This is a genomic window from Streptomyces sp. BI87 (assembly GCF_025957665.1).
Classification (GTDB): domain Bacteria; phylum Actinomycetota; class Actinomycetes; order Streptomycetales; family Streptomycetaceae; genus Streptomyces; species Streptomyces albidoflavus.
The window spans coordinates 6,722,468-6,746,821 of record NZ_CP110079.1; the positions used below are offsets into that span (position 1 = coordinate 6,722,468).

The 24,354-nt window shown below is 72.9% G+C and carries 18 protein-coding genes; 14 read left to right on the top strand and 4 right to left on the bottom strand.

Going from position 1 to position 24,354, the window contains the following annotated elements; all coding sequences use genetic code 11:
- Nucleotide 1 precedes the first annotated feature (1 nt).
- The 7 genes from OIM89_RS29530 to OIM89_RS29560 all read left to right on the top strand — a co-directional run bounded on the left by OIM89_RS29530 (nucleotide 2) and on the right by OIM89_RS29560 (nucleotide 14,888).
- On the top strand, nucleotides 2–6,121 hold the full coding sequence (locus OIM89_RS29530) for a type I polyketide synthase (protein ID WP_226964884.1): 6,120 nt from the start codon (nucleotides 2–4) through the stop codon (nucleotides 6,119–6,121).
- On the top strand, nucleotides 6,114–7,235 hold the full coding sequence (locus OIM89_RS29535) for a DNA alkylation repair protein (RefSeq protein ID WP_030700193.1): 1,122 nt from the start codon (nucleotides 6,114–6,116) through the stop codon (nucleotides 7,233–7,235). Before OIM89_RS29530 ends, OIM89_RS29535 begins: the two co-directional genes overlap by 8 nt.
- Nucleotides 7,232–10,981 carry a bifunctional SDR family oxidoreductase/pyridoxal phosphate-dependent aminotransferase family protein gene (locus tag OIM89_RS29540; protein WP_264491755.1) on the top strand — a complete coding sequence of 1,250 codons (3,750 nt, stop codon included), beginning with the start codon at nucleotides 7,232–7,234 and terminating at the stop codon, nucleotides 10,979–10,981. Before OIM89_RS29535 ends, OIM89_RS29540 begins: the two co-directional genes overlap by 4 nt.
- A gap of 65 nt (nucleotides 10,982–11,046) precedes the next feature.
- Nucleotides 11,047–11,355 (top strand): hypothetical protein, encoded by a 309-nt coding sequence (locus OIM89_RS29545; protein WP_023420871.1) that lies wholly within the window; start codon nucleotides 11,047–11,049, stop codon nucleotides 11,353–11,355.
- Nucleotides 11,352–12,500, top strand: coding sequence for a class II histone deacetylase (locus OIM89_RS29550; protein WP_264491756.1), 1,149 nt, complete (start codon nucleotides 11,352–11,354; stop codon nucleotides 12,498–12,500). The genes OIM89_RS29545 and OIM89_RS29550 overlap by 4 nt, the downstream gene beginning before the upstream one ends.
- The gene (locus OIM89_RS29555) at nucleotides 12,493–13,335 is read left to right on the top strand and encodes a thioesterase II family protein (RefSeq protein WP_264491757.1); all 843 of its coding nucleotides are present in this window, start codon (nucleotides 12,493–12,495) and stop codon (nucleotides 13,333–13,335) included. Before OIM89_RS29550 ends, OIM89_RS29555 begins: the two co-directional genes overlap by 8 nt.
- Nucleotides 13,332–14,888: an MFS transporter gene (locus OIM89_RS29560; RefSeq protein WP_101281489.1), complete on the top strand. Its 1,557-nt coding sequence runs from the start codon at nucleotides 13,332–13,334 to the stop codon at nucleotides 14,886–14,888. The genes OIM89_RS29555 and OIM89_RS29560 overlap by 4 nt, the downstream gene beginning before the upstream one ends.
- A gap of 84 nt (nucleotides 14,889–14,972) precedes the next feature.
- On the opposite strand, the gene OIM89_RS29565 is transcribed toward OIM89_RS29560, so the two are convergent.
- The gene (locus OIM89_RS29565; RefSeq protein WP_030699619.1) at nucleotides 14,973–15,401 is read right to left on the bottom strand and encodes a VOC family protein; all 429 of its coding nucleotides are present in this window, start codon (nucleotides 15,399–15,401) and stop codon (nucleotides 14,973–14,975) included.
- A 217-nt stretch (nucleotides 15,402–15,618) separates the two neighbouring features.
- Here OIM89_RS29565 and OIM89_RS29570 point away from each other — a divergent pair, with 217 nt between their 5' ends.
- Entirely contained in the window at nucleotides 15,619–15,972 is a 354-nt protein-coding gene (locus tag OIM89_RS29570; RefSeq protein WP_223282322.1) for a VOC family protein, read from the top strand.
- 46 nt (nucleotides 15,973–16,018) lie between these two features.
- The gene (locus OIM89_RS29575; RefSeq protein ID WP_008414039.1) at nucleotides 16,019–16,606 is read left to right on the top strand and encodes a hypothetical protein; all 588 of its coding nucleotides are present in this window, start codon (nucleotides 16,019–16,021) and stop codon (nucleotides 16,604–16,606) included.
- Between the two features lie 9 nt (nucleotides 16,607–16,615).
- On the opposite strand, the gene OIM89_RS29580 is transcribed toward OIM89_RS29575, so the two are convergent.
- Nucleotides 16,616–17,206 carry a TetR/AcrR family transcriptional regulator gene (locus OIM89_RS29580; protein WP_030699621.1) on the bottom strand — a complete coding sequence of 197 codons (591 nt, stop codon included), beginning with the start codon at nucleotides 17,204–17,206 and terminating at the stop codon, nucleotides 16,616–16,618.
- Nucleotides 17,207–17,601: 395 nt separating this feature from the next.
- On the opposite strand from OIM89_RS29580, the gene OIM89_RS29585 reads away from it, so the two are divergent.
- From OIM89_RS29585 to OIM89_RS29605, 5 genes are all read left to right on the top strand, one after another.
- Entirely contained in the window at nucleotides 17,602–18,459 is an 858-nt protein-coding gene (locus OIM89_RS29585; RefSeq protein ID WP_151170318.1) for a TetR/AcrR family transcriptional regulator, read from the top strand.
- Between the two features lie 67 nt (nucleotides 18,460–18,526).
- Nucleotides 18,527–19,420: a 3-keto-5-aminohexanoate cleavage protein gene (locus tag OIM89_RS29590; protein ID WP_226964880.1), complete on the top strand. Its 894-nt coding sequence runs from the start codon at nucleotides 18,527–18,529 to the stop codon at nucleotides 19,418–19,420.
- A gap of 27 nt (nucleotides 19,421–19,447) precedes the next feature.
- Nucleotides 19,448–20,464 (top strand): 3-hydroxyacyl-CoA dehydrogenase NAD-binding domain-containing protein, encoded by a 1,017-nt coding sequence (locus tag OIM89_RS29595; RefSeq protein ID WP_247861465.1) that lies wholly within the window; start codon nucleotides 19,448–19,450, stop codon nucleotides 20,462–20,464.
- Nucleotides 20,461–20,940, top strand: a complete 480-nt coding sequence (locus OIM89_RS29600; RefSeq protein WP_047471731.1) for a thioesterase family protein — start codon at nucleotides 20,461–20,463, stop codon at nucleotides 20,938–20,940. Before OIM89_RS29595 ends, OIM89_RS29600 begins: the two co-directional genes overlap by 4 nt.
- Before the next feature lie 240 nt (nucleotides 20,941–21,180).
- Nucleotides 21,181–22,221: a vWA domain-containing protein gene (locus OIM89_RS29605; RefSeq protein ID WP_047471732.1), complete on the top strand. Its 1,041-nt coding sequence runs from the start codon at nucleotides 21,181–21,183 to the stop codon at nucleotides 22,219–22,221.
- A 249-nt stretch (nucleotides 22,222–22,470) separates the two neighbouring features.
- Here the strand turns inward: OIM89_RS29605 and OIM89_RS29610 are convergent, their stop codons facing one another.
- Nucleotides 22,471–23,118, bottom strand: a complete 648-nt coding sequence (locus OIM89_RS29610) for a class F sortase (RefSeq protein WP_030699627.1) — start codon at nucleotides 23,116–23,118, stop codon at nucleotides 22,471–22,473.
- A gap of 52 nt (nucleotides 23,119–23,170) precedes the next feature.
- On the bottom strand, nucleotides 23,171–23,782 hold the full coding sequence (locus OIM89_RS29615) for a hypothetical protein (protein ID WP_151170320.1): 612 nt from the start codon (nucleotides 23,780–23,782) through the stop codon (nucleotides 23,171–23,173).
- Nucleotides 23,783–24,354 lie beyond the last annotated feature (572 nt).

Below are 24,354 nucleotides of genomic sequence, written 5' to 3' on the forward strand. Positions count from 1 at the left end.
CGTGAACGAAGAGGACCGCCGGATCGCCGTCATCGGCCTGGCGGCACGGCTCCCCGGCGCCGAGGACGCCACCGACCTGACGGAGATGCTGCGGCGCGACACCGTCGAGGTCGACGAGGTCCCGCCCAGCCGCTGGCGCCGCGACCTCCACCTCGGGGACGGCCCCCACCAGGGCTCCCACCACCGGGGTGCCTTCCTCCTCGACCCGTTCTCCTTCGACCACACGGCGTTCGGCCTCACCGCCGACCAGTCCCGCAGCCTCGACCCGCAACAGCGGACCATGCTGGAGGTCGGCGCGCGGGCGCTGGAGGACTCCGGCTACCTCCGGACCCGGCGCAGGCTCAACGCGGGCGTGTTCGTGGGCGCCCGCATGAACGCCTACGGCTTCGACCAGGGACGCGGCCTCGGCGGAGCACCGCAGACGGCCGCCGGCCCGGCCGCCCTGTGGGGCAGATCGCAGAACTTCATGGCGGCCTGGCTCTCGGACCGCTTCGACCTGTCGGGCCCCAGCCTCGTCGTCGACACGGCCTGCTCCTCGTCCCTCACCGCCGTCTGGCTCGCCTGCCAGAGTCTGAGCGCGGGCGCCTGCGAACTGGCCGTGGTCGGCGGGGTCGACCTGCTCATCGACCCCCTGACGTTCGTCCTGCTCTCCCGCAACGGCGCCCTCTCACCGGACGGCCTCTGCCGGACCTTCGACAGCAGGGCCGACGGCTACGTGCCCGGAGAAGGCGCCGTCGCCCTGGTGCTGAAACCCCTGCGCGCCGCCCTCGCCGACCGCGACCTGGTCCTCGGCGCGATCGACGCGGCGGCCGTCAACAACGACGGCGCCACCATGGGCGTCACCACCCCGAGCCTGGACGCCCAGGTGGAACTCCTCGGCAAGGTCTACGAGACGATCGACCCCGCCACCGTCCAGTACGTCGAGGCGCACGGCACCGGCACCGCCATCGGCGACCCGATCGAGGCGCGCGCCCTCACCGAGGTGTTCGGCCGTGCCGGGGTCCCGCGTGGCTCCGTCGCCCTCGGCTCCCTCAAGCGGCGCATCGGCCACCTCCACTCGGCCTCCGGCCTCGCCGGGCTCGCCAAGATCCTCGTCCTGCTCCGCGAAGGACTCGTCCCCGCGCTCGGCGTCGAACGGCCCAACCCCCGCCTCGACCTGGCGAACAGCCCCTTCCACCTGCCGGCCGAGCCGGGCCCCTGGCCCTCGGTGCCGGTCCGCCGGGCGGCGGTGAGCGGCTTCGGCTTCGGCGGCACCAACGCGCACGTCGTGGCCCGGGCGGTGGCCGTGCCCGCCGCGGAGGCCCCCGCCGGCCCCGTCACCCCGACGGTCCACGTGCTGCCGCTGTCGGCCACCACCGCTCACGGACTCCGCGAACTGGCGGCCCAGTGGCTCCAGTTCCTCCCCGCCGCCGCCGAGGACCTGCCCAACGTGTGCGCCACCGCCCGGCTGGCCCGGCCCCACCACGGCGAACGGCTCGCGGTCTGCGGCACGGACGCCGCCGCACTGGCCCGGGCCCTGCGCACCTGGCTGCTGCGACCCGGCGGGACCGAGGAGCCGCCCCGGACCACCGTGCCGGTCCGCCCGGTCGCCGCCGCCACGCCGCCCGCCTGGCTGGCGGCCCTGCGCGGCGCCACCCCCGCGGTCGACGAGGTCCTCAGCCTCTTCGAGACGGCGACCGGCCGCCGGCTGGAGACGTTCTCGGGAGAGCTGCTGCGGCTCAGCACCGCGGTCGCCCTCACCGTGGCCCTGCGTGCGGCCGGGCTCCCGGAGGACGCCGTCGAGCTTCCCGCCGGGTGGGCGGCGGTCACCGACTTCGCCTGGGGACGCGTCCCGCTGGAGCAGGCCCTCGCCGACGTGCTCCGGCGCGACGACGAGCCCTCGCGCGCCGCCGAGGACGCGGCGCGGCAGGACGACGGCGAGCTCTGCGCGCGCCTGGCCGCCGTCCGCGACGCGCCAGGGGTGGCCGCCGTGACCGCCGCCGTCGCGGCCGAACTCTTCGCCGCCGGTCACGAAATCGACTGGACGGCCCTCCAGGCCGGCCACCCGTGGCACAAGCGGCTGCTGCCCGTCGCCCAGCCCGACGGGCCCGCCCTGGACCTCCCCGAGCCGCTGCGCTCCGCCGAACCCGGGACGCCCACGGCGGACGCCCCCGACGAGGCCGACGCCGGGGGACACGCCTTCGCCCGGGTCTTCGGCCCCGGTGAAACACCGATCGCCCAGCACGCCGTGTACCGCACGGTGATGCTCCCGGGCGTCGCCTGGTTCGACTTCCTGCGCGAGGGAGCCGCCCTGCGTGGCGCGCCCTTCCACGGCGTCGCCGACATCCTCTTCCACCGCCCCCTCATCCCCGCCGGGGCCCTTCGCGTGGTCTGCCGGGTGGCGGGCGACGGCGCGTTCACCGTCGAGGACGCCGAGAGCCGCGAACCCTTCGTCACCGGCCGCTACCTCACCGGGCCTACCGCCGAAGTGTCTCCCGAACCGGTCGCCTCCCTCCTGGAGTCCTGCGCGGAGATCCACGCGGGCTCCGGGCTGTACCGCTGGCTGCGCCGGATCGGCTACCACCACGGCCGCTACTACCGGAACATCTCCTGGGTCGCCGGCCTCGCCGACGGCGGCACACTCGCCCGCGTCGAAGGCGCCCGCCAGCAGCCGCTGAATCCGGCGGGCACCGCACTCTTCCCCGGACTGCTCGACAGCGTCACCATCGCCGCGATCAACCCGGACAACCCGGTGTTCGGCGCGGGCGACGCGGCCGCCTTCATCCCGCTCTCGGCCGGCCGCGTCGAGGTGCACGGCCCGCTGGAGGAGGCCGCCTACGTCCGGACCCGCACCGCCTTCTGGAACGACGAGGCGTGCCGCGTCACCCAGACCGTGACCGACGCGACCGGCCGGCCCTTGCTGACCTTCACCGACATGGCTTCCAAGCGCGTGCCGGCGGCGGCCTTCGGCGCCGCGCCGGAGGCACTTCCCTCCGCCCCGGCACCGGCTCCCTCTCCGCGCCCCGCTCCGGAACGGGCCGCCCCCCTCACCCCGAACGCCGCCACCACCAGTCCGGCGAGCGCCCCCGCACGGCTCCTCACCTGGTTCCTGGCCCTGACCGGGACCACGGCAGAGGACGCCGACACCGAGTTCCTGTCGGCCGGATTCGACTCCGTCGGCCTGGTCTCGCTGAGCGAGCGCCTCTCCGACGAACACGGCCTCACCCTCTACCCCACGGTGTTCTTCGAGTACCCCACCCCGCGCCACTTCGCCGAGTTCCTGCTGACCGAGGCACCGGCGTTCGCGGACTCGCCCGCCGTCACCGGCGCCGACGGGACAAAGGACACAACGGCGCCCCCGCCGGAACCCGCCGCGCCCGCCCCACCCCCGCCCCCTGCCGTGCCGGCCGCCGCCCCGCCGCCCCCCGCCGTGAGCGAGCCACCCGCCAGGCCCCGGCGCGCCCCCGCCCGCTCCACCCCGGAGAAGCCCTCCCACACGCGTGACATCGCCGTCGTGGGCGCGGCCGTCCGGCTGCCCTCCGCCCGCGGCCTCGCCGAGTTCAGTGCGCTCCTCGACGAGGGCCGGGACACCGTCCGCGGTCTGCCGCAAGAACGCGGCGGCCAGGGCGAAGGAGCCGGCCCCTACGCCTCGTTCCTCGACCGCGTGGACGAGTTCGACCCCGCCCCCTTCCGCATCTCCCCCCGCGAGGCCCCGCTGATCGACCCGCAGGCCCGGATCGTCTACGAGACGGTCTGGGAGGCGCTGGAGGACGGCGGCCGTACCGGCCGGCGCGCCGAGGACAGCACCACCGGCCTGTGGATCGCCTACAGCCACGACCACTACCACGAGGAGCGCGTCCGCCACGGCGCCCACGAGGGGCGCGGCCTCGGCCTGGAGGCGATGATCGCCAACCGGCTGTCCTACCTGATGGACTGGCACGGACCCAGCGCCCTCGTCAACACCCTCTGCTCCTCCTCGCTGGTGGCGCTGCACACCGCCGTCCAGCACCTGCGGTCCGGGGACGTCGACACCGCCGTGATCGGCGCCGTGCACGCCGCCCTGAGCCCCGAGTACTTCCGCTCCATGGGCGACCTCATGGCCCTCTCGCCCCGTCACCGGTGCCGGGCCTTCGACGACACGGCCGACGGCTTCGTGCCCGGCGAGGGAGCCGTCGCCGTGGTGCTGCGGCGGTACACCGACGCCGAACGGGACGGCGACCGGGTCCGCGGCCTGGTCAAGGGCGCCGCCGTCAACCACGGTGGCCGGACGACCCGCTACTCCGCGCCGAGCCCCAAGGCACAACGGGACGTCGTCGCCGCGGCCCTGAAGGACGCCGCCGTCCCGCCCGAGACCATCGACCTGGTCGAGGCCCACGGCACGGGCACCCGCCTCGGCGACCCCATCGAGGTCGACGGACTGACCCGGGCCTGGCGCGCGCACACCGACCGCTCCCAGTTCTGCGCGATCGGCTCACTGAAGTCCAACATCGGCCACCTCGAGCCGGCGGCCGGCCTCGCGGGCCTCGTCAAGATCCTCCTGGCGATGGAGGGCGAACGCATCCCCGCCACGCTGCACGTGACCCGCCCCAACGACCACATCCGCTTCGAGGGCACCCCGTTCCACCTCGCCGACCGCGCCCGGCCCTGGCCGCGCGGCGAGCGCCCCCGCCGCGCCGCCCTCAGCGCCTTCGGCATGGGCGGCGTCAACGCCCACGTGATCGTCGAGGAACCACCGCGGGCTCCGGACCGTCGCCCCCTCGCCCAGGACAGCCACCTCCTCCAGGCCGGTGCCGCCGACGAGCAGAGCCTCCGGACCCTGGCCGGTGCCTACGCCGACCAGCTCGCCCGCACCCCCGCCGACCGGCTCGGCGACTTCACCCGTACCGCCAACACCGCCCGCGCGTCCCACCGCCACCGGGTCGTCGTCCACGGCACCACCGGCGCCGAACTGGCCGAACGGCTCGCGGCCGTCGCCGCCGGCACCACGCCGACCGTCCGGCACATCGACCGCACCACCACCGCGTTCCTCTTCACCGGCCAGGGCTCGCAGTACGCCGGCATGGGCCGCGGGCTGCTCGCCACCGAACCGCACTTCCGTGACGCGCTCCACGAGTGCGCCGACCTCCTCGCCCCGCACACCGACGTCCCGCTGCTCGACCTCCTCCACGGCGACGCCCGGCACCTCCTGGACCAGACCCGGTACGCGCAGATCGGCATCGTCAGCGTCCAGGTCGCCCTCGTGCGGTACCTGGCGGCGGCCGGCGTACGGCCCGACGCGGTGGCCGGACACAGTCTCGGCGAACTCACCGCCGCCTGGACCGCCGGCGTCCTCACCCTGCCCGACCTGCTGCGGCTCACCGCCGAGCGCGGCCGGCTCATGCAGGCCGCCCCCGCCACCGGCGCCATGGCCGCCGCCCACACCGACGCCCGCACCCTGGCGGACGCCCTGGAGGCGTACCCCGGCATCGAGATCGCCGCCTACAACGCGCCGCGCCTCCAGACCGTCACCGGGCCCGCCGAAGCCCTCGAACGGCTACGGGCGCACGCGGCCTTCACCGTCCGGCCGCTGACGGTCAGCCACGCCTTCCACTCGGCACTCATGGACGGCGCCGTCGGCCCGCTCCGGGACGCCGTGGCCGCGACCCCCCTGACACCGCCCACGCTCCCCTTCGCCAGCACCCTCACCGGGAGCTGGCACACCCCCGCGACCGCCACCGATCCCGCCCACTGGGCCCGGGCCGTCCGCGAGCCGGTCCGCTTCGCCGACGCCGTCACCACGCTCCACGGCACCGGCCCGCGCACCGTGTGGGAGATCGGTCCGCACCCGCACCTGATCCCGCTCGCCAAGGCCACGCTCGCCGGACCCGGCGCCACCGGCGCCGGCCCGGCCTGGATCGCCACCCTCCGCCGCGACCACGCCGACCAGGGCCAACTCCACGCCGCCCTCGCCGCCCACCACGACCACACCGGCGCCGACCTCGACTGGGCCGCCCTCCACGACGGCAAGGACCAGCGTGTGACCACCCTGCCCACCTATCCGTTCCACCGACGGCGCTTCTGGCTCCCGGCCGAGGACCGGGACCCCGCCCACGCCACCACCAGCACACCCGACGACAGGAAAAGGCCCGAGCACCATGGCTAGCGAGTACGGACTGAAGCGACACTTCAACGGTGAGGCGGCCCGCCTCATCGGCGGGAAGATCCGCGCCCTCCACCCCGGGTTCGACATCGAGGCGTACGCCGCGGAGGTGGAGCAGCGCATCCCCGGCAAGGAACTCAAGGACCGCGTCCTGGTCCTGGCCGAGGGACTGCGTACCCGGCTGCCCGGCGGCTACCCGGACGCCGTGCCCCTCCTCCTCGGCACCCTGGGCGACGAACTGGCCGAGGGCGAGGGCATGTTCAACACCAGCTGGTTCCTGATGCCGGTGGCCAGGTTCGTCGAGGAGTACGGCCTCGACCACCCGGAGCTGTCCCTCGACGCCATCGAGGCGATCACCCGCTGCCACACCGGCGAGTACGCGATCCGGCCCTACATCGAGCAGCACCACACCCGGACGATGAAGCGCGTCGCCGAGTGGGCGCTCAGCCCCAGCCACAACGTGCGCCGCCTGGCGAGCGAGGGCGTCCGCCCCCGCCTGCCCTGGGCCCGCACCCTGGACATCTTCGTCCAGGACCCGGCACCCGTCCTGGCGATCCTCGAACCGCTGCGCAGCGACCCCTCGGAGTACGTCCGCAAGTCCGTCGCCAACAACCTCAACGACATCGCCAAGGACCATCCGGACACCGCCCTCGCCACCGCCCTGCGCTGGCTGGAGGAGAGCCCCACCCCCGAGACCGAATGGACCGTCAAGCACGGCCTGCGCACCCTGGTCAAGAAGGGCAACCAGCAGGCCCTGGCACTGCTGGGCGCGACCGGGGGAGAGCACGTCCAGGTGGACCGGCTGTCCCTCACCCCGCGGGCGGTCACCGTCGGGGACACCGTCGTCATCGACGTGGACCTCGCCAACACCGACGACCGCCCGCACAGCGTCACCGTCGACTACGTCGTCCACCACGTACGCAAGAACGGCCGCAGCATCCCCAAGGTGTTCAAGCTGACGACGCTCGAACTCGCCGCCGGGGAACGGCGAAGCCTGCGCAAGTCCCACCCCCTCAGGGAGGTACAGACCCGCAAGTACTACCCCGGCGAGCACGCCGTCGACATCCAGGTCAACGGCCTGGTCAAGGCCACCGAGAGATTCGGGCTGCGCACATGAGCGGCGCCCGGGTCCACCTCACCGCCGCCGATCCGCTGGTCGCCGACCACCGGATCGGCGGCACCCCGGTCGTCGCGGCCGCGGCGCAGATCGACGTCCTGCTCCGCGCCTGCGACGCCGCCCGGCCGGACCGGGTCCGCACGCTGGAGCACGTCGCCTTCCGGGCGCCGCTGCGGGTGACCGGGCCCGGGGCCGCACTGGACGTCACCACCGACGACGGGCGGTGCTCACTGCGCTGCGACGGGACCGAGTACGCCACCGCCCGTCACCGGGACGCCCCGCTGCCACCGCCGCGCTACCTCGACGTGGCCGGGCTGGGCGCGGGGTGCGCGGAACCGGTGCCGCTCGCCGAGCTGGACGCGTGGCGGCGGGCCAGCGGCATCACCTACGGCCCCGCCTACCGGGCGATACGTTCCGCGCGCCGGGGCCCCGGCCGGATACTGGCCGTGGTGCGCACCGGCGACGACACCACCTGCGCGCCGGCGTTCGTGCCGCCGCCGCTGCTCGACAGCGTCTTCCAGGCACTCGGCCTGCTCGACGCCGGAGCCGCCGGGGCCTGCCTGCCCTGGTACGTCGGCCGGATCACCGCCCGCCGCCGCATCACGGGAACGGTGCTCGCCCTGGTCGAGCGGGAGGCGGGCGAGGAGCCCGCGAACGGGGCCGTCCGCGGCCGGGCCACCGTCTGCAACCAGCAGGGAGAAGTCCTCCTCGAACTCGACCGCGTCACCCTGAAGTCCGCCGCGCCGCCCGCCCCTGACCCCCTGCCCTCGCCCGCGACCCACCTCATCGAGACGGTCGGCTGGCGCCCGGCCGACCCGGCCGGCCCTGCGCCGGACGGCGAGGGCGCCGTCCTGCTCGTCGCCGCCGACGACCGGACGCCCGCCGGGCCCCGGCCCGACATCCGCCTGACACCCGGCGAACTGACGCCGGAAAGACTCGAGGAGGCCCTCACCGGACACACCTTCCACGACGTGGTCTACGTCGCCCCCGAGGGCCTGTCCGGTGCCGAGCCCGCGACCGAGGCACTCCAGAAAGTCTTCGCCCTGGTACGGCACCTGGCGGCCCGCCCGCCGATGCCCCGGCTGCTGATCGTCACCACCGGCGCCCACCAGGTCAGCGGCGACGAGGCACCCGACCCCTTCATGACCGCCCTGTGGGGCCTGGGCCGCACCCTGCGCGTGGAGCACCCCCGCACCACCGTGCGCCTCGCCGACCTGGAGCCCGGCACCACCGCCGCGCTCCCGGCGATCCCGTACGGGGAGGACGAGCTCGCCCTGCGGCACGGCACCTGGCACACCCCCACGACGGAGCCCCAGCAGCCCCTCCCGGCGACCCCGCCCCGCCTGAGCGGCGGCCGTTTCCTGATCACCGGCGGGATGGGCGCCATCGGCCTGCGGGTCGCCGAACTCCTCGCCGACGAGGGCTGCGCCCACCTGACCCTGGTCGGCCGGACCGTCCCCGGCGAAGGCGAGGCACGCCACCGACTCGACCGGCTCGGCAGCCGCTGCGCCCTCGACGTCGTCGCCGCCGACGTACGCGACCTGCCCGCTCTCCTCGCCGACGCCCCACGCTTCGACGGCGTCTTCCACACCGCCGGGGTGCTCCGCGACGGACTGGCCCGCGGCCTGACACCGCGGCGGATCGCCGAGGTGCTCGGCCCCAAGGCAGGCGGCGCGCACGCCCTCGCCGAACTGACCGCCGCCCACGAACCGCCCGGCTTCGTCGCCCTCTTCTCCTCCGTCGCCGCGGTACGCGCCAACCTCGGCCAGAGCGCCTACGCCGCCGCCAACGCCTACCTGGACGGCTTCGCGGCCCGCCAGCGCGCCGCCGGCCGCCCCTGGTACAGCCTCGGCTGGGGGCTGTGGACGGTCGGCATGGGCGAGGACATCGCCCCCCGGGCCGCCACCCACGGCGTGCCCGCCCTCACCCCGGACGACGGCGCCGCCCTGCTGCGTACCGTCCTCGGCCGCCCGCCCGCCCACTACGTCCTGTCCGCCACCGCGCAAGCGAAGGGTGAACCCATGACCGCCGCTGTCGAACCGGAAACCGGGCTCTGGCCCCACCTGGCCACCGCACTGCGGAGGATTCTCCACGTCACCGAGGTCTCCCCGGACGACGACCTGCTGGAAATGGGCCTCGACTCGATGATGGCGGTCGAACTCGCCGCCGCTCTCGCCGGCAGCGGCCTCGACGTCGACCCGATGGTCTTCTTCGAACACAGCCGCGTCAGCCTCCTCCTCGCCTGCCTGGAGGAACTGCCCCGCGGCGGCCAGGAGCCCCGAGCCACCGTGCCCGCACCCGCTCCCGCCGTGACTCCCGTCGCCCCCGCGCCCCCTGCCCCGAAACCCCACCGGCCGGCGCCCGCACCCGCCGACACCTTCGTCCCCGACTGGGACCGCTACCGCACCCCGGCCCCCGGACCCGCCCGGCCCGCCCCCGCCCCCGCCCCCGCCCCCGCCCGCCGAGCCCCGCGCCCGCCCCAACCGGCCGACGACCGCGCCGCCGCCCGCGTCCCCCGCCGGACGCTGCCCGGACGCCTCCGCAACGCCTCCGGCGGCAGCTTCCTCGACCGGCGCATCGACGCGCTCTCCGAGGAGGACCGCCTGATCGTCGCCCGGGACGAGTACTTCTACGAGCCCGTCATCGAGCAGGCCGAGGGCGCGCGCATCAAGTTCGACGGCCGCTGGTTCCTCAACTTCGCCTCGTACAGCTACCTCGGTCTGATCGGGCACGACTACATCGACCAGCGGGCCCTCGACGCCGTGGAACGTCACGGCACCGGCGCCCACGGCGTACGGCTGCTCGCCGGCACCCTCCACCTCCACCGGGAACTGGAACTGGCCCTCGCCCGGTTCCTCGGGGCGGAGGACGCCGTCGTCTACTCCAGCGGGTACATGGCCAACGTGGCCACCGTGGGCGCCCTCGTCGGCCCCGGCGACGTCATCATCGGCGACGTCTACAACCACGCCAGCATCCTCGACGGGTACCGGCTCTCCGGCGCCGACGTCATCACCTACGCGCACAACGACCTCGCCGACCTGGAACGGGCCCTCAGGAAGACCGGGGACGCCGGCCGGCTGGTGGTGACCGACGCCGTCTTCAGCATGGACGGCGACGTCGCCGACCTGCCGGGCATCGTCGAACTCTGCGAGCGCTACGACGCCCCGCTCATGGTCGACGAGGCGCACAGCCTCGGCGTCCTCGGCGACACCGGGCGCGGCATCACCGAGCACTTCGGCCTCGACCCGGACCGCGTCGACGTCAAGATGGGCACGCTCTCCAAGACCGTGCCCAGCGCGGGCGGTTACGTCGCCGGCTCCCGCGACCTGGTCTTCGCCCTGAAGAACAACGCGAGGGGCTGGATGTTCTCGGCCGCCGCCACCCCCGCCCAGGTCGCCGCGGCCAAGGCGGCGATCGAGGTGATCGAGGCCGCTCCCGAACGCGTCCGTGAACTGCGGGCCAGGACCACGCGGTACCGCGAGCGGCTGCGCGCCCTCGGCTTCGACACGCTGTCCGGCCAGACCCCGGTGGTCCCGGTCATCTGCGGCAGCGCCGAGCAGGCGGGCGCCATGGCCCGGCTCTGCCAGCTCGACGGGCTGTTCGTGCAGCCCATCGTCTATCCGGCCGTGCCGCGGACCCTGCCCCGCCTGCGCACCATCGTCAACCTCGACCACTCCGAGGCCGACCTCGACACGGCGGTCGACGTGCTGGAGAAGGCCGGCCGCGCCTGCGGCCTTCTCCCCTGACCAAGCGACACCGCACTCTCCTCAGGACACGGAACACAGGATTCAGGACACCCAGGGGGTTGGACATGACCGACATCGATGCCGCGGCGTTCTTCGCCGCAGTGCTGAAGACCATCGCCTCGACCCGCAACAACGGCGCCGGCCCCGAGGAGCACACACAGGGCGTGGTGGAGCCGGCCGGCCGCATCCGCGCCGTCGAGAAGGAGGCCGCCGACCGGCGCCTCACCACCGGTGAGGCCGGAGAGGTCCTGGACCTCCTGGAGACCACCTTCCGGACCAAGCGCACACCCGACGAGGAGCGGGAGTACTACCTCCAGTACATCGAGAAGGTCTCCGGGGTCAGCCGCGCCTCGCTGGGAGTGTCCGCCCCGTGAACGCCCCCCGCGCCGCCTGGTACAGCCACGAGCTGTGCCACTGGCACGATCCCGGGGCCGGATCGGGATACCTGCCCGTGGGCCCCGGCATCGAGCCACTGCGGCAGTTCGCCGTCGATCCCGACCTGCGGCGCGCCGAGGGCCTGGTCCGTGCCTCCGGGGTGATGGACCGCTTCACGGCCGTGACCCCGCTGCCCGCCACCGACGAGGATCTCCTGCGGGTGCACGTGCCCGAGCACCTCGAACGCGTCGAGGCGGCCTCCGCGGCGGGCGCCGGCGACGCGGGCGTGTACGCCCACGTCAACTACCACAGCGCGCACGCCGCACGGCTGGCCGCCGGCGCGTGCGCACAGGCCGCCACCGCCGTGGTGGAGGGGAGCTTCGACCGGGCGTACTGCCTGGTGCGACCACCCGGACACCACGCCGAACCGGACCGCGCCATGGCCCTCTGCCTCTACAACAACCTGGCGGTCGCCGCCCGCACCGCCCAGCGCCACGGCGTGCGCCGGGTACTGGTCCTGGACTGGGACGTCCACCACGGCAACGGCCTCCAGCGGGTCTTCTACGACGACCCGGACGTGCTGTACATCTCCCTCCACCAGGACGGGCTCTTCCCGGCCGCTTCCGGCCGCGTTCTGGAGACCGGAACCGGGAAGGGCACGGGCCGCACCCTCAACGTGCCGCTGCCGGCCGGCAGCGGACACGGGGCGTACCTCGAGGCGCTCGACCAGGTCGTCGAACCCGCGGCCCGCGCCTTCCGGCCCGAACTGATCCTGGTCGCGGCCGGCGTCGACGCCGGCGCCCACGACCCGATGGGCCGGATGATGTGCACCAGCCGCACCTTCCACGCCCTGGCCTCCGCCCTGTGCCGCCTGGCGGACGAGCTGGCGGGCGGCAGGATCGTCTTCGCCCACGAGGGCGGCTACTCGGCCTGGTACCAGCCGACGCTGGTGCTCGCGACCGCCGCCGCCATCGCGGGGCTCCCGGCCCCGCACGACCCCTTCCTGCACGCGCTGGAGCACCTGCCCGGCCAGCGCCTGCAACCCCACCAGGGCCGGGTCCTCACCCACCTGCGCGACCACCACCCGCTCCTCGCCGGCCAGGGAACGCCCGTCGGTGCGGCACCCGGAGGGGCCGATGGATGACTGGTGGCTGAGAGCGGGCGCCGGGGCGGGCTCGACCGGCGAGCGGGCGCGGCGCCGCGTGGTCGCCCTCCCGCACGCCGGAGGCTGGCCCTCCGCCTTCCGCAGCTGGTGGCAGGTGCTGCCGCCCGACGCCGAACTGCTCGTCGCCCAGTTACCGGGCCGAGGGGCGCGCCTGGGCGAGCCGCCCCTCACCTCCGTCGAGCCGCTCGTCGAGGCACTCAGCCGCGAACTCGCGGAGCGCGACCCGCTGCCCTACACGGTGGTCGGCCACAGCTTCGGCAGCGTCCTCGGCTACGAACTGACCCGCGCCATGGAACAGAAGGGCCTCGCCCCCGACCTGCTCGCCGTCTCCGCCCGCCAGCCCCCCTGCTTCCCGAGCCTGCCGCCCTTCGCCCACCTCCGCAGTGACGCCCAGTTGCTGGAGCACCTGACGGAGATCGGCGGGATGGCCCCGCAGCTCATGACCCGGCCGGAGCTGGTCCAGCCCGCCCTGCGCGCCATCCGCGCCGACCTGGAGGCGATGGAGCGCCACCAGCGGCCCCTCACCGGGACCGGCGTGCCGATCCTCGCCCTCGGCGCCGTCGACGATCCGGTCGTCGTCGCCGAGCGCCTTCACCTGTGGTCCCTGGAGACGACCGGTGGCTTCCACCGATCCCTGTTCACCGGCGGCCACTTCTACCTGTACGCCCACGCCAACGCGGCGGCCGTCGCCCGCCGCCTGTTGGCCGACCGCCCCGGCCCGACGGCCGGACACCCTGCCCCACCGACGCCGGGCGCCCCGGTCCCCGTACCGGGCGGCGTCCCGGCGCCATCTCCCCGAAAGGAAACACCTTGAGCACCATCGCCGACATCCCCGACAAGGCAGGGCCGAAGGAGTGGCTGGGACTGGCCGTGCTGGCGCTGCCCACGCTGCTGCTGTCGATCGACGTGAGCGTGTTGCACCTGGCCGTGCCGCACATCAGCGAGGCGCTGAACCCCTCGGCCTCCCAGATGCTGTGGATCATCGACATCTACGGCTTCCTGATCGCCGGGTTCCTGGTCACGATGGGCACCCTCGGTGACCGCGTCGGCCGCCGCAAGCTGCTGCTGATCGGCGCCGCAGCCTTCGGCCTCGCCTCCGTCGCCGCCGCCTACGCCGACGACCCGGCGCTGCTGATCGCGGCCCGCGCCCTGCTGGGCGTCGCCGGTGCCACGCTGATGCCCTCCACGCTGGCCCTGATCAGCAACATGTTCGCCGACGCGCGACAGCGCGGCATGGCCATCGCCATCTGGGTCACCATGTTCTCGGTCGGCATCGCGCTCGGCCCGGTGGTCGGCGGGGCCATGCTGGAGTACTTCTGGTGGGGCTCGGTCTTCCTGCTCGGCGTGCCCATCATGGGGCTCCTGCTGGTGGCGGGCCCCGTCCTGCTGCCCGAGTACCGAGACGAGCACGCCGGCCGCCTCGACCTGACCAGCGCTCTGCTCTCCCTCGTCGCCATCCTGCCGGTGATCTACGGACTCAAGGAACTGGCCAAGGACGGCCTGGCCGTGCTGCCGCTGCTGGCCCTCCTCGCCGGTGCGGCCCTCGCGGTGGTCTTCGTCCGCCGGCAGCGCACCCTGGACAGCCCGCTGATGGACTTCCGCCTCTTCCGCAACCCGACCTTCCGCACCGCCCTCGTGACGCTGCTGCTCAGCATGCTGGTCGCGGGCGGGACCTACCTGCTGGTGACCCAGTACCTGCAACTGGTGGGCGGGCTCTCCCCGATGACGGCGGGGCTGTACCTGCTGCCGGCGGCCTTCGCGCTGATCGTCACCTCAGTGATCTCCCCGATCGCCGCGAGCAGGTTCCGCCCCGCCCATGTGGTGGCGGCGGGCCTGGTGGTCTCCGCCCTCGGCCACGTCATGCTGGCCACGGCCGACAGCACGTCGGGAATAGCTCAGGTGGTGACCGGCTTCGCCTTCGTCTACGGCGGCGGCGGACCGCTGGTCGCCCTCGGCACCGACATCGTGGTCGGGTCCGCCCCGCCCGAGCAGGCCGGGTCGGCCTCGGCCGTCTCGGAGACCAGTACGGAGCTGGGCATGGCCCTCGGCGTGGCCACCCTGGGCAGCCTCGGCGCGGCCGTGTACCGCGCGGGCGTCGAGCTTCCCCCGGGTGTGGGGGACGGTGCGGGTGACACCCTCGCCGGCGCCCTCGACGCGGCGAAGAGCCTGCCCGCCGAGGTGGCGTCGGCGCTCGCCGACTCCGGCCGCGCCGCCTTCACCGACGGCATGAACGCCGTCGGCGCCGTCGGGACCCTGCTCGCCCTCGGCTCCGCCGTCATGGTGGCCATGGTGATCAAGAGCCCGCCCACCGGCGCCGGCGAGGAGCCCGCCACCGGGGACGAGCCGCTGGTCAAGGCCGCGGAGTAGCTGTCCCCCGAGAACGGAACCGGGGCTCCCTTCGCCCCCCGCGTGCGGTGGGGGAGAAGGGAGCCCCGGCGCGGTGGCCCGGTCTCAGGAGGGGTCCCGGTACGCGTCGGCGTACTCCGCGGACGGCTCGATCGGCGAGATGACGTCGACCAGTACGCCGTCCGGCGCCGCCACGATGAAGTGCCGCTGCCCGAAGTCCTCACTCCGTAGCGGCAGCTGGGGACGCAGACCGGCGCCGTCGACAAGCCGCGCGTACTCCGCGTCGACGTCGGCCACTTCGAAGTTGAGCAGCACCCCCTGGACGGGCTGCCGGAAACCCTCCGGCACCGACGGGTGTCCCGCGTCGACCAGTGCCAGTTCCTGGTGGGGCGGCTCGGTCCGCCTGAGGCTCACGTACCACTCGTTCTCGAAGGTCGTCTCGAAGCCGAACAGGTTCTTGTAGAACGCGGCCGACTCACTCAGCTTCCGCGTACAGAGCACCGGATAGAAGCTGGTCAGGGCAGAGGGGGCCATCTCGCTCACCGTTCCGTGGAGGGGCGGGGTCCGGCTGTCGGCGACGCCCGCTGGGTTCTTCATGGCAACGAGAGGAGCGCCGGGGCGTTACGTCCCGCAACTCGGTCGGCCGTCACCCGGACCATGTTGACATACCGGCGGTACGTCATTAACTTCGGCAGGCATACCGTCGGTACGTGAGTTGAGGACGGCGCCCATGCTGGCCAGCTTCTGTCCCGTGATCCGCACATCCCGCATCGAGGAGTCCCGCGCCTTCTACACCGGCCTGTTCGGCTTCAAGGTCACTTACGAGACACCGTGGTTCGTGGATCTGGCCCGCCCCGCCCTGCCGCCCCGCGAACTCGGCCTGATCGACCTCGGCCACCCGGCCGTGCCCGAGGCCCAGCGATTACCCGTACGGGCGGTACGCATCGTCCTGGAGTCGGAAGCCGGGGAGGCCGAACTCCAGCACGCCCTGAGCCGCGCCGGATTCGACGCGCGGCGCGTGTTCCGGCCCCCGGGCCGGGCGCCGGGAGCCCTCACCGTCATGGACCCCAGCGGTGTCCGGGTCCATGTCGTCGCACCTGCCTGACCACCGGTCCGCTCGGCGACCACGGATGCCCCAGGGGAGACGCGCCATGCCCGCAAGAATCGATCCCGACACGGCGGCCGCGGTGATGCGCGCGGCCGGACTCGAACCCATGGAGCCCTACCCCGGGGCGAACGTGGCCTGGAACTGCCGCTGCCTCAAGGGCGCCCACGGGGTGGCCCCCACCTTCACCTCGGTCCGCACCGGCACGAGTTCGGGATGCCGGCACTGCGGCAGGACCGCCGCGGGGGAGCGGCGCCGCGCCGCGGGCCAGGCGCGAGCGGAGGCCGACATGAGGGCGGCGGGCTTCGAGCCGCTCGACCCCTACCCCGGCGCCCGGATGCGATGGCGCTGCCTGCACACCGCCTGCGGCCGCGTGGTGCACCCCCGGCTGTTCCAGATCCGTACCGGAGGCGGAGGCTGCCTGGCCTGCGCGGGCCGGGCGCCGGTCGAGCCCACGGCCGCCGAGGCGGAGATGCGCGCCATCGGGATGGAACCGCTCGAACCCTTCCCAGGGCGCGTCCGTGACCCCTGGAGCTGCCGTTGCACCCGGTGCGGCCACGTCGGGACACCGACCCTCAACAACATCCGCCGCGGCCAGGGAGGTTGCTACCCGTGCGCCCACCGCGGCCGGTGACCGCGCCGCTCACGGTGCGCGCAGGGCCTCCAGCAGGCGGGTGAGCGCCGCCGTCGCGTCGGCCAGATCGGCCGGGTCGGACGAGGCGGCCAGCCACAGCGCCGCCTCGTTCATCGCACCCGACAGCAGATGGGTCAGCGGCTCGACGGGCTGGGCGGGGATCGTGCCTTCCTCGATCAGGACGGCGAGCACCTCCGCGAGATGCCGGCCCGAGGTGGCCTCGTTCATCTCCCGCCACTCGGCCCAGCCGAGAACCGCGGGACCGTCGATGAGCATGATGCGCTGGATCGCAGGATCGGTGGACGCGCCGAGGAACGCCTCGCACCCCACGAGCAGTTGCTCCCAGGGCGACTCCCGCGCGTCCGCCGTGGCGGCGATCCGCTCCGCCACCTCCTGCTGCGCCTGCTCCAGCACCACCCGGAAGAGCTCCGACTTGCTGCTGAAGTGGTGGTACAGCGCCCCCTTGGTCACCCCCGCCGCCGCGACGATCTCGGACAGTCCCACGGCCCCGTACCCCAGAGTCGAGAACAGCCGCCTGCTCTCCCGCACCAGCGCCTGCCGCGTCAGCTCCCGTTGCTGCGCCCGGACTCCCTGCGGCATCCGACTGCCCTCCCGTCCTAGACATACTGAAGGTACGCCAACACGGTACCCCCGCGACAGAGCCCTGCCCGGGGCGGGAGCGGAGGGCGCACTTCCGCAGGTCATCGCTGCCCGCCTGCCCGCAGCGCCGGCCCCTCTCCGCCGGCCGCGGGCGCCCCGCTCCAAGAAGTGACGACGCGTCCACGTCCTGAGCCCGCCGAGGCGACCTCGTCCGCGGGGCTCGGCCCGCCCCCGACGCCGTCACCCGGCCCGCCCGGCAGGCAGCCGCCCTCGGAGCCCGAGAGCGTTGCGCCCCTGACTGGCACATCAGTCAGGAGCGCAACGCCTCCTTGCACCATGGCATCTCTCCTCCAGCAATGTTGAGTTTTCCGCAACATGCTTCTACGGTCTTGCCTGTGGAAACCGACGAGGGACCCGCCAGCTCATCGACAGCCGGCACCGCCGCCCGCGTCCGAGCGGTCATCGCGGACGCAGGCGTCAGCCAGCGCGAGTTCGCGCGCCGTGTCGTCATGGACCCGTCCAAGCTCTCGCGGGCGCTGAGCGGCACCCGCCGCTTCACGGTCGCGGAGCTGGCGCGGATCGCGGACGAAGGCCGTGTCGACGCGGACTGGCTGCTCGGCACCCGGCCCCGCGAGAGGGAAACGGCGCCGGCCGTCCGCGTCGAGGGCGGGCGCCCGCTGCAGATCGTCCGCGAGACGGTCCGGCTGATCGCGGAGCGCGGATTCCACGCGGTCCGCGTCACCGACATCGCCCGTGCCTGTGCCACCAGCAGCGCCGCGATCCACTACCACTTTCCCGGCCGCGCCGAACTCCTGGAGGCGGCCGTGCGCTGGTGCATGGACGAGGACACCGCGCGCCGCGCCGCTCACCTCGCCGAGGCGGACGACGCGGCGGCGGAGCTGCGCCAGCTCATCGCGCTCCAGACGCCGCGTACCGCACAGCAGCGCCGCCAGTGGGCGGTGTGGCTGGACCTGTGGGCCGAGGCCGCGCGCTCCACGGCGGTGGGCAGGCTGCACTCCGAGTACTACCGCCAGTGGCGGGAGACCGTCACCGACGTCCTGCGCCGGGGCGCCGGCCAGGGAGTGTTCCGCGCCGGGATCGATCCGCACGCGGCGGCGCTGACGCTGACCGCCCTGATCGACGGCCTCGCCACCCACGTCCTCTCGGTGAGCGGGCCGGAGTCCGCGACGGCCGCGGACGCCATGCACACGACACTGACCACCCACGTCACCCACACGATCCTGGCTCCGTAGCCCAGAAACCACGGACGCCCCGCCCCTGCCCCGCCGCCGCGGAGGCAACATTCCGGGAGGCCCCGACATGCCCATGACCGAGAACGTCATCATCACCTGCGCGCTCACGGGCGCCGGCGACACCGTCCGCAAGAGCCCCCACGTCCCCGTCACCCCGAGGCAGATAGCAAGGAACGCCGTGGAGGCGGCCGCCGCCGGGGCGGCCGTCGTCCACATCCACGTACGCGATCCGGAGACCGGTGATCCCTCCCGCGACCCGAAGCTGTACCGGGAGGTCGTCGAGCGCATCAAGGAAACCGGCACCGACGTCGTCATCAACCTCACCGCAGGGATGGGCGGCGATCTGGTCATCGACCCCGACGACCCGCTCACCCACCTCCCCGGCACCGACCTCGTCGGCGGCCTGGACCGCCTGCCGCACGTCGAGGACCTGCTTCCCGACATCTGCACCCTGGACTGCGGCTCGCTCAACTTCGGCGACGGCTCCAACCTCTACGTCTCGACGCCCGACATGCTGCGCGCGGGCGCGCGGCGCATCCAGGAACTGGGCGTGCGGCCCGAGCTGGAGATCTTCGACACGGGCCAGCTCTGGTTCGCCAAGCAGCTGCTCGCGGAGGGCCTGCTCGACGCCCCGACCGTCTTCCAGCTGTGCATGGGCGTCCCGTGGGGCGCGCCGCCGGATCCCGGAGTACTCCAGTCGATGGTCAACATGCTCCCGGACGGAGCGCGTTGGGCGAGCTTCGCGCTCGGCCGGATGCAGATGCCGTGGGTCGCGCAGTCGATCCTGCTCGGCGGGCACGTCCGCGTGGGCCTGGAGGACAACCTGTACCTCGGCAAGGGCAACAAGGCGACCAACGCCCAGCTCGTCGAGCGCGCCGTGACCCTCACCGAGTCGATCGGCGCACGCGTCGCCACTCCGGACGAGGCCCGCGTCACGCTCGGCCTCAAGAAGCGCAAGTAACCCGCCGCGACGACGAAGGGCCCCCTCATGACCTCACCCGAGACGACCTCGCCCGGCCCGGCCTCTCCGAAGGCGGCGGCACCGGAGATCACCCCTCCGGAGAGCGTCCGCCGCGTCGCCTGCGTCGGCGCCGGAGTCATCGGCGGCGGCTGGGCCGCCCACTTCCTGGCGCGCGGCTACGACGTGACCGCCTGGGACCCCGCGCCCGACGCCGGGCAGAAGCTGCGACGCCTCGTCGACGCCGCGTGGCCGGCGCTCACCTCGCTCGGCCTCGCCGAGGGCGCCTCGCCCGACCGGCTCACCGTGACCGAAACCCTCGAACAGGCCGTTTCCGACGCCGAGTTCGTGCAGGAGAGCGCACCCGAGAAGCTCGACCTCAAGCGCGAGCTGCTGAGCCGCCTGGACGCGGCGACGCCGCCCGGCGTCGTCATAGCCTCCTCCACCTCGGGCTACCCGATGACCGACATGCAGACCACGGCCGCGGATCCGTCGCGCCTGGTCGTCGGCCACCCGTTCAACCCGCCCTACCTCATCCCGCTCGTCGAGGTCGTCGGCGGCGAGCACACCGACGCGGCGGCCGTCGCGTGGGCCGCCCGCTTCTACGAGGTCGCGGGCAAGTCCGTCATCACGATGGACAAGGAGGTACCCGGCTTCATCGCCAACCGCCTCCAGGAGGCCCTGTGGCGGGAGGCGCTCCACATGGTCGCGGGCGGTGAGGCGACGGTCCGGGACATCGACCGGTCCATCACCGAGGGACCCGGACTGCGCTGGGCGGTGATGGGACCGATGCTGACCTTCGCCCTCGCCGGCGGTGAGGGAGGCATGGCGCACATGCTGGACCACTTCGGCCCGTCCCTGAAGTCGCCGTGGACACGCCTCGAAGCGCCGGAACTGGACAGGGAGTTGTACGACGCCGTGGTGGCAGGCTGCGACGAGGCGGCGGACGGCCGCTCCATCGCGGATCTGGTGGCGGAACGGGACAAGGGTGTCATCGACGTCCTGCGTGCCACTGGCCGTCTGGGCCGCGAGGGGGAAGCCCGATGACGAGGCTCCCCCTGTTCCACAGCACGGTCCGCCCGGAGTGGATCGACTACAACGGTCACATGAGCGAGGCCTACTACTCCCTTGTCTTCGGCCACGCCACGGACGCGCTGATGGCCGAGACGGGCCTGGGCCCCGCCTACCGCGAGTCCACGCGCTGCTCCCTCTACACCGTCGAGTCCCACATCCGCTTCCTCCAGGACGTGCCTGACGCCGCCCACCTGGCCATCCGCACCCGCGTGCTGGGTGCGGCAGCACGCAAGGCGCACTTCGCGCACGAGATGTACGTGGTCGGCGACTCGGAGTCGGAGCCGGCACCGGACGCGCTCCCGGTGTCGACGACGGAGCTGCTCTCGGTCCACGTCGACCAGCGGACGGCCCGGGCCGCCGTCTTTCCGGACACGGTCCGGCACCGCTTCACAGAGCTGACCGAGCCGCCTCCGCTCTGGGCGGGCCGCTCCATCGCCACCGTGGCCTGACACGCCCCGGGGCGGCGAGCGGGCAGGCGCCTGTGATCACCTGGTCCTGATCGCAGGCGGCTGTCCGCTGGCCTCGGCCGCAGCGGAGGTAGTCCTCGGCCGGCCGCACGCTCCACGCGCGCTTTCACGGACCTCCGGTTGCTTCTCCCTCCTCAGACCTTGCCTCTCCACTCTCAAGGCCGTTTGTCAGTGCCGGGTGAGACGGTAGGGGTGTCAAGTCGGAACCGAGGGGGAGTTCTCATGTCCGGAAACCAGAACTACATCAATCACGTGGCCCTTGTCCTGGATGCCAGTTCGTCGATGTCCCGCCTGAGCGGCAAAGTGATTGAGGTGGCCGATCAGCAGATTGCCTATCTGGCCCGCCGGTCGCGGGAACTGGACCAGGAAACCCGCGTCACGGTGTACGTCTTCGCGAACAAGGTGGAGTGCGTCATCTATGACAAGGACGTCCTGCGGATGCCCTCGCTGAAGCAGCTCTACCGAGTCGGCGGCATGACGGCACTGCTCGCAGCCACCCTCACCTCACAGCGAGAGCTCGCGCAGACCGCGCAGCTCTACGGTGACCACAGCTTTCTGACGTTCGTGCTCACCGACGGTCAGGAGAACGCCAGCCATCGCTGTCCCGGCGCCCCTTCCACGAGGCCGAAGGAACTCGTCGCAGCGGTCGCCCAGATGATCGAAACCCAGCAGGACAACTGGACACTGGCCGTCCTCGTGCCCGACCAGATGGGCAAGCGCGAGGCCATGCAGTACGGATTCCCGAAGGACAACATCGCAGTCTGGGACGCGACCAGCACCCAGGGCCTGCAGGAAGCAGGGCAGGTCATTCAGGAGGCCACGGAGAAGTTCATGGTGGGCCGGACCCAGGGCATCCGGGGGTCGCGAGCGGTCTTCTCCGCGAGCGCGGAAGTGGTCAACGAAGACACCATCAAGGCCGCCGGCCTTACTCCGCTGGACCCGTCGGATTACCACCTGATCCCCGTGACGCGCGACGTGGCCATCCGCGACTGGATTGTCTCGTCCGGTCACACCTACCGCACCGGTGGTGCTTTCTACCAGCTGAGCAAGTCGGAGAAGATCCAGCCGCGAAAGCAGATAGCCGTCCTGGAGAAGAAGACGGACCGCATATACACAGGCCCTGAAGCCCGAACCCTCCTCGGCCTCCCGGACGTCGAGGTGCGCATCAAGCCGGACCACAACGACGACTTCACCGTCTTCGTGCAGAGCACCAGTGTGAACCGCAAGCTCACCCCCAACACGAGGGTGCTGTTCATGCCCTGACCTTTCGGTGTGGAGTTCGCTGTCCGTGGCAGTGTGCTGAGCGGGTCGTTCGATCGCGTGGTGGCAGGCATCGCGTGCACGCGCCTCCTCGCTTTCGCCTGCCGTCGCCTTTGAGCGTCGCCGGCCTCGATGAGAAGCAAGCTCTTTGGAAGAGACTTCGAGGGAGCGGTCCTGGCTGGGGCAGCCGGTCGTGAGGCTGGCCGGCACCTTGTCCCGAGGCACCAGCCAGCTAAGCCATGAGCGCGGTGTTCAGGCAGCCTTCTTCAATGACGTGAGGTGGGCGAAGACCACCACGTTCGCCGAGTAGCCCGCCCTCTCGTCGAAGCGTCCGCCGCAGGTCAGCAGCCGGAGTTCCGGCCGACCGGTCTCCCCGTACACCTTGTCGTCGGGAAACTTGTCCTTCGTGTACGTCTTCACCGCATCCACGGTGAACACCGCGGTCTTACGGTCCGCGCGCACCACGTTGACCTTGTCTCCCCGGCGAAGTGCGTTGAGGTTGAGGAAGATGGCGGGCCCTGTCCTGGTGTCCCGGTGACCAACGAGCAGGGCTGTTCCGTCCTCGCCAGGTGAGGGCCCCTTCTCGTACCAGCCCGTCAGCTTGGGCTTGCTCAACGGCGGGGCTTCGAGCCGCCCCTTCGTATCCAGGCCGAGCCCGGTAACGGGCGCCTCGATGAAAATGGCCGGGATAGCGACCTTCAGCGGTCGTGACGGCACCAGGGGCGCATGCGAGGCGGGCACGTGCTGATCTGGTTCGTGCGGTGCCCGCTGGAACGGCTCCCGCCCGCCGCCCGCGGCGTCCCGGCCGCGGGCGGCGGTGGCCGACACGGTGTCCTCGGAGGAGTCCGAGGACACCCAGACAATGCCGGCCACCAGCGAGAACGTCACGCACAGTGTCATAGAGAGGCGGCACGCGCGCGTCGGCCCTCGGCGTCGCCGTCGGGAGCGCGAGTTACGCCGCGCCACGGGCACGGCGACGGGCGGACCGGCGCATCATGATCAGGCCCGCGGCGCCCGCGGCCCCGGCGGCCAGCACCGCGGTAGCGGTTCCGGCGTTCGAGTCGCCCCCGGAGCTGACGGGCTGCATGTCCGGGACACCGCCTCCTCCCGCGGGTACGGCGCCGATCGGCCTCTGAGGCTTACTGCCGCCGCGGTCGCACTCGACCTTGAAGCTCCTCTGCTTCGGGCCCGCGGGGACGACCCACACCAGCTGGTACGTGCCTTCCGGGAGCAGGTACGCCTCGCTGCGCGCGCTGCCGTTGATGAGCGGGAGTCTGTCCATCAGGGTGGTGCCCGGCGGCACGGTCGGGGGCTGCTCGGTGATCGTCCAGGGGACCGAGGGGAACGACTCGAAGTTGCTCGCCGACAGCACGAACTTGCAGACCTCGACCCCCTCGCGGTCACTGCTCGAGTGCCAGCTGACCGAGCGGATGTCGATGTTGCCGCTGTCGCCGGGGGCGGCGTGGGCGGCGGGCGCTCCGGCGGCCAGGGTGGCGCCGACGACTGCGGCTGCGACGGCCACCTTTGCCCCTGTGCGGGCATGGACGGTGCTGGAGGTGCGCATGAAGGCTCCTTAAGCCGAGACGATTGTCATACTGATCACCTGATCGCCTAAGAAGTGCCACGAAAGGTCATGAAAGTTCGATAAGGACACGACGAAATATCAGAAATGCCCCGATTGGCCGACAGTGAGGAAGGAAACCGGCCGCGCAGAGGACTTACGTGGACGTAGCGCCCCGGCAGACCTGCGGAAGGCGCATGCAGGTGCGTCCGTCGGGCCTGCAGCCTTTCGCCGCCGTCAGCGGGCGCCCCGGCCTGGGCTCGCCTGGTCCGAGTGCGCGGCGAGCGGGAAGCCGGGCCGGGCGAGCGCACCGGCAGCAGGTGGTGGTCCGTTCCGCCGGACAGGCGGAACGGACGTAGACGCGATTGGCGCCGGTGACCCGATGATCCGGCTCGTGCACACCCTTCAGGGCCCCAGGGCTTCGGGGCGACAGTCCGTCGTGTCACTCATCGTTGTGCGCCTCGGACCCGGTCTCGGGCCGCGGTGAACGGGTGGCGCCGCTCGGCCCGAGAGCACGCCCCTCAGGGGGCGGCTGTGTTCGGGAACGGGGAAGTTGCGGTGCCCCGGCAGCTCCG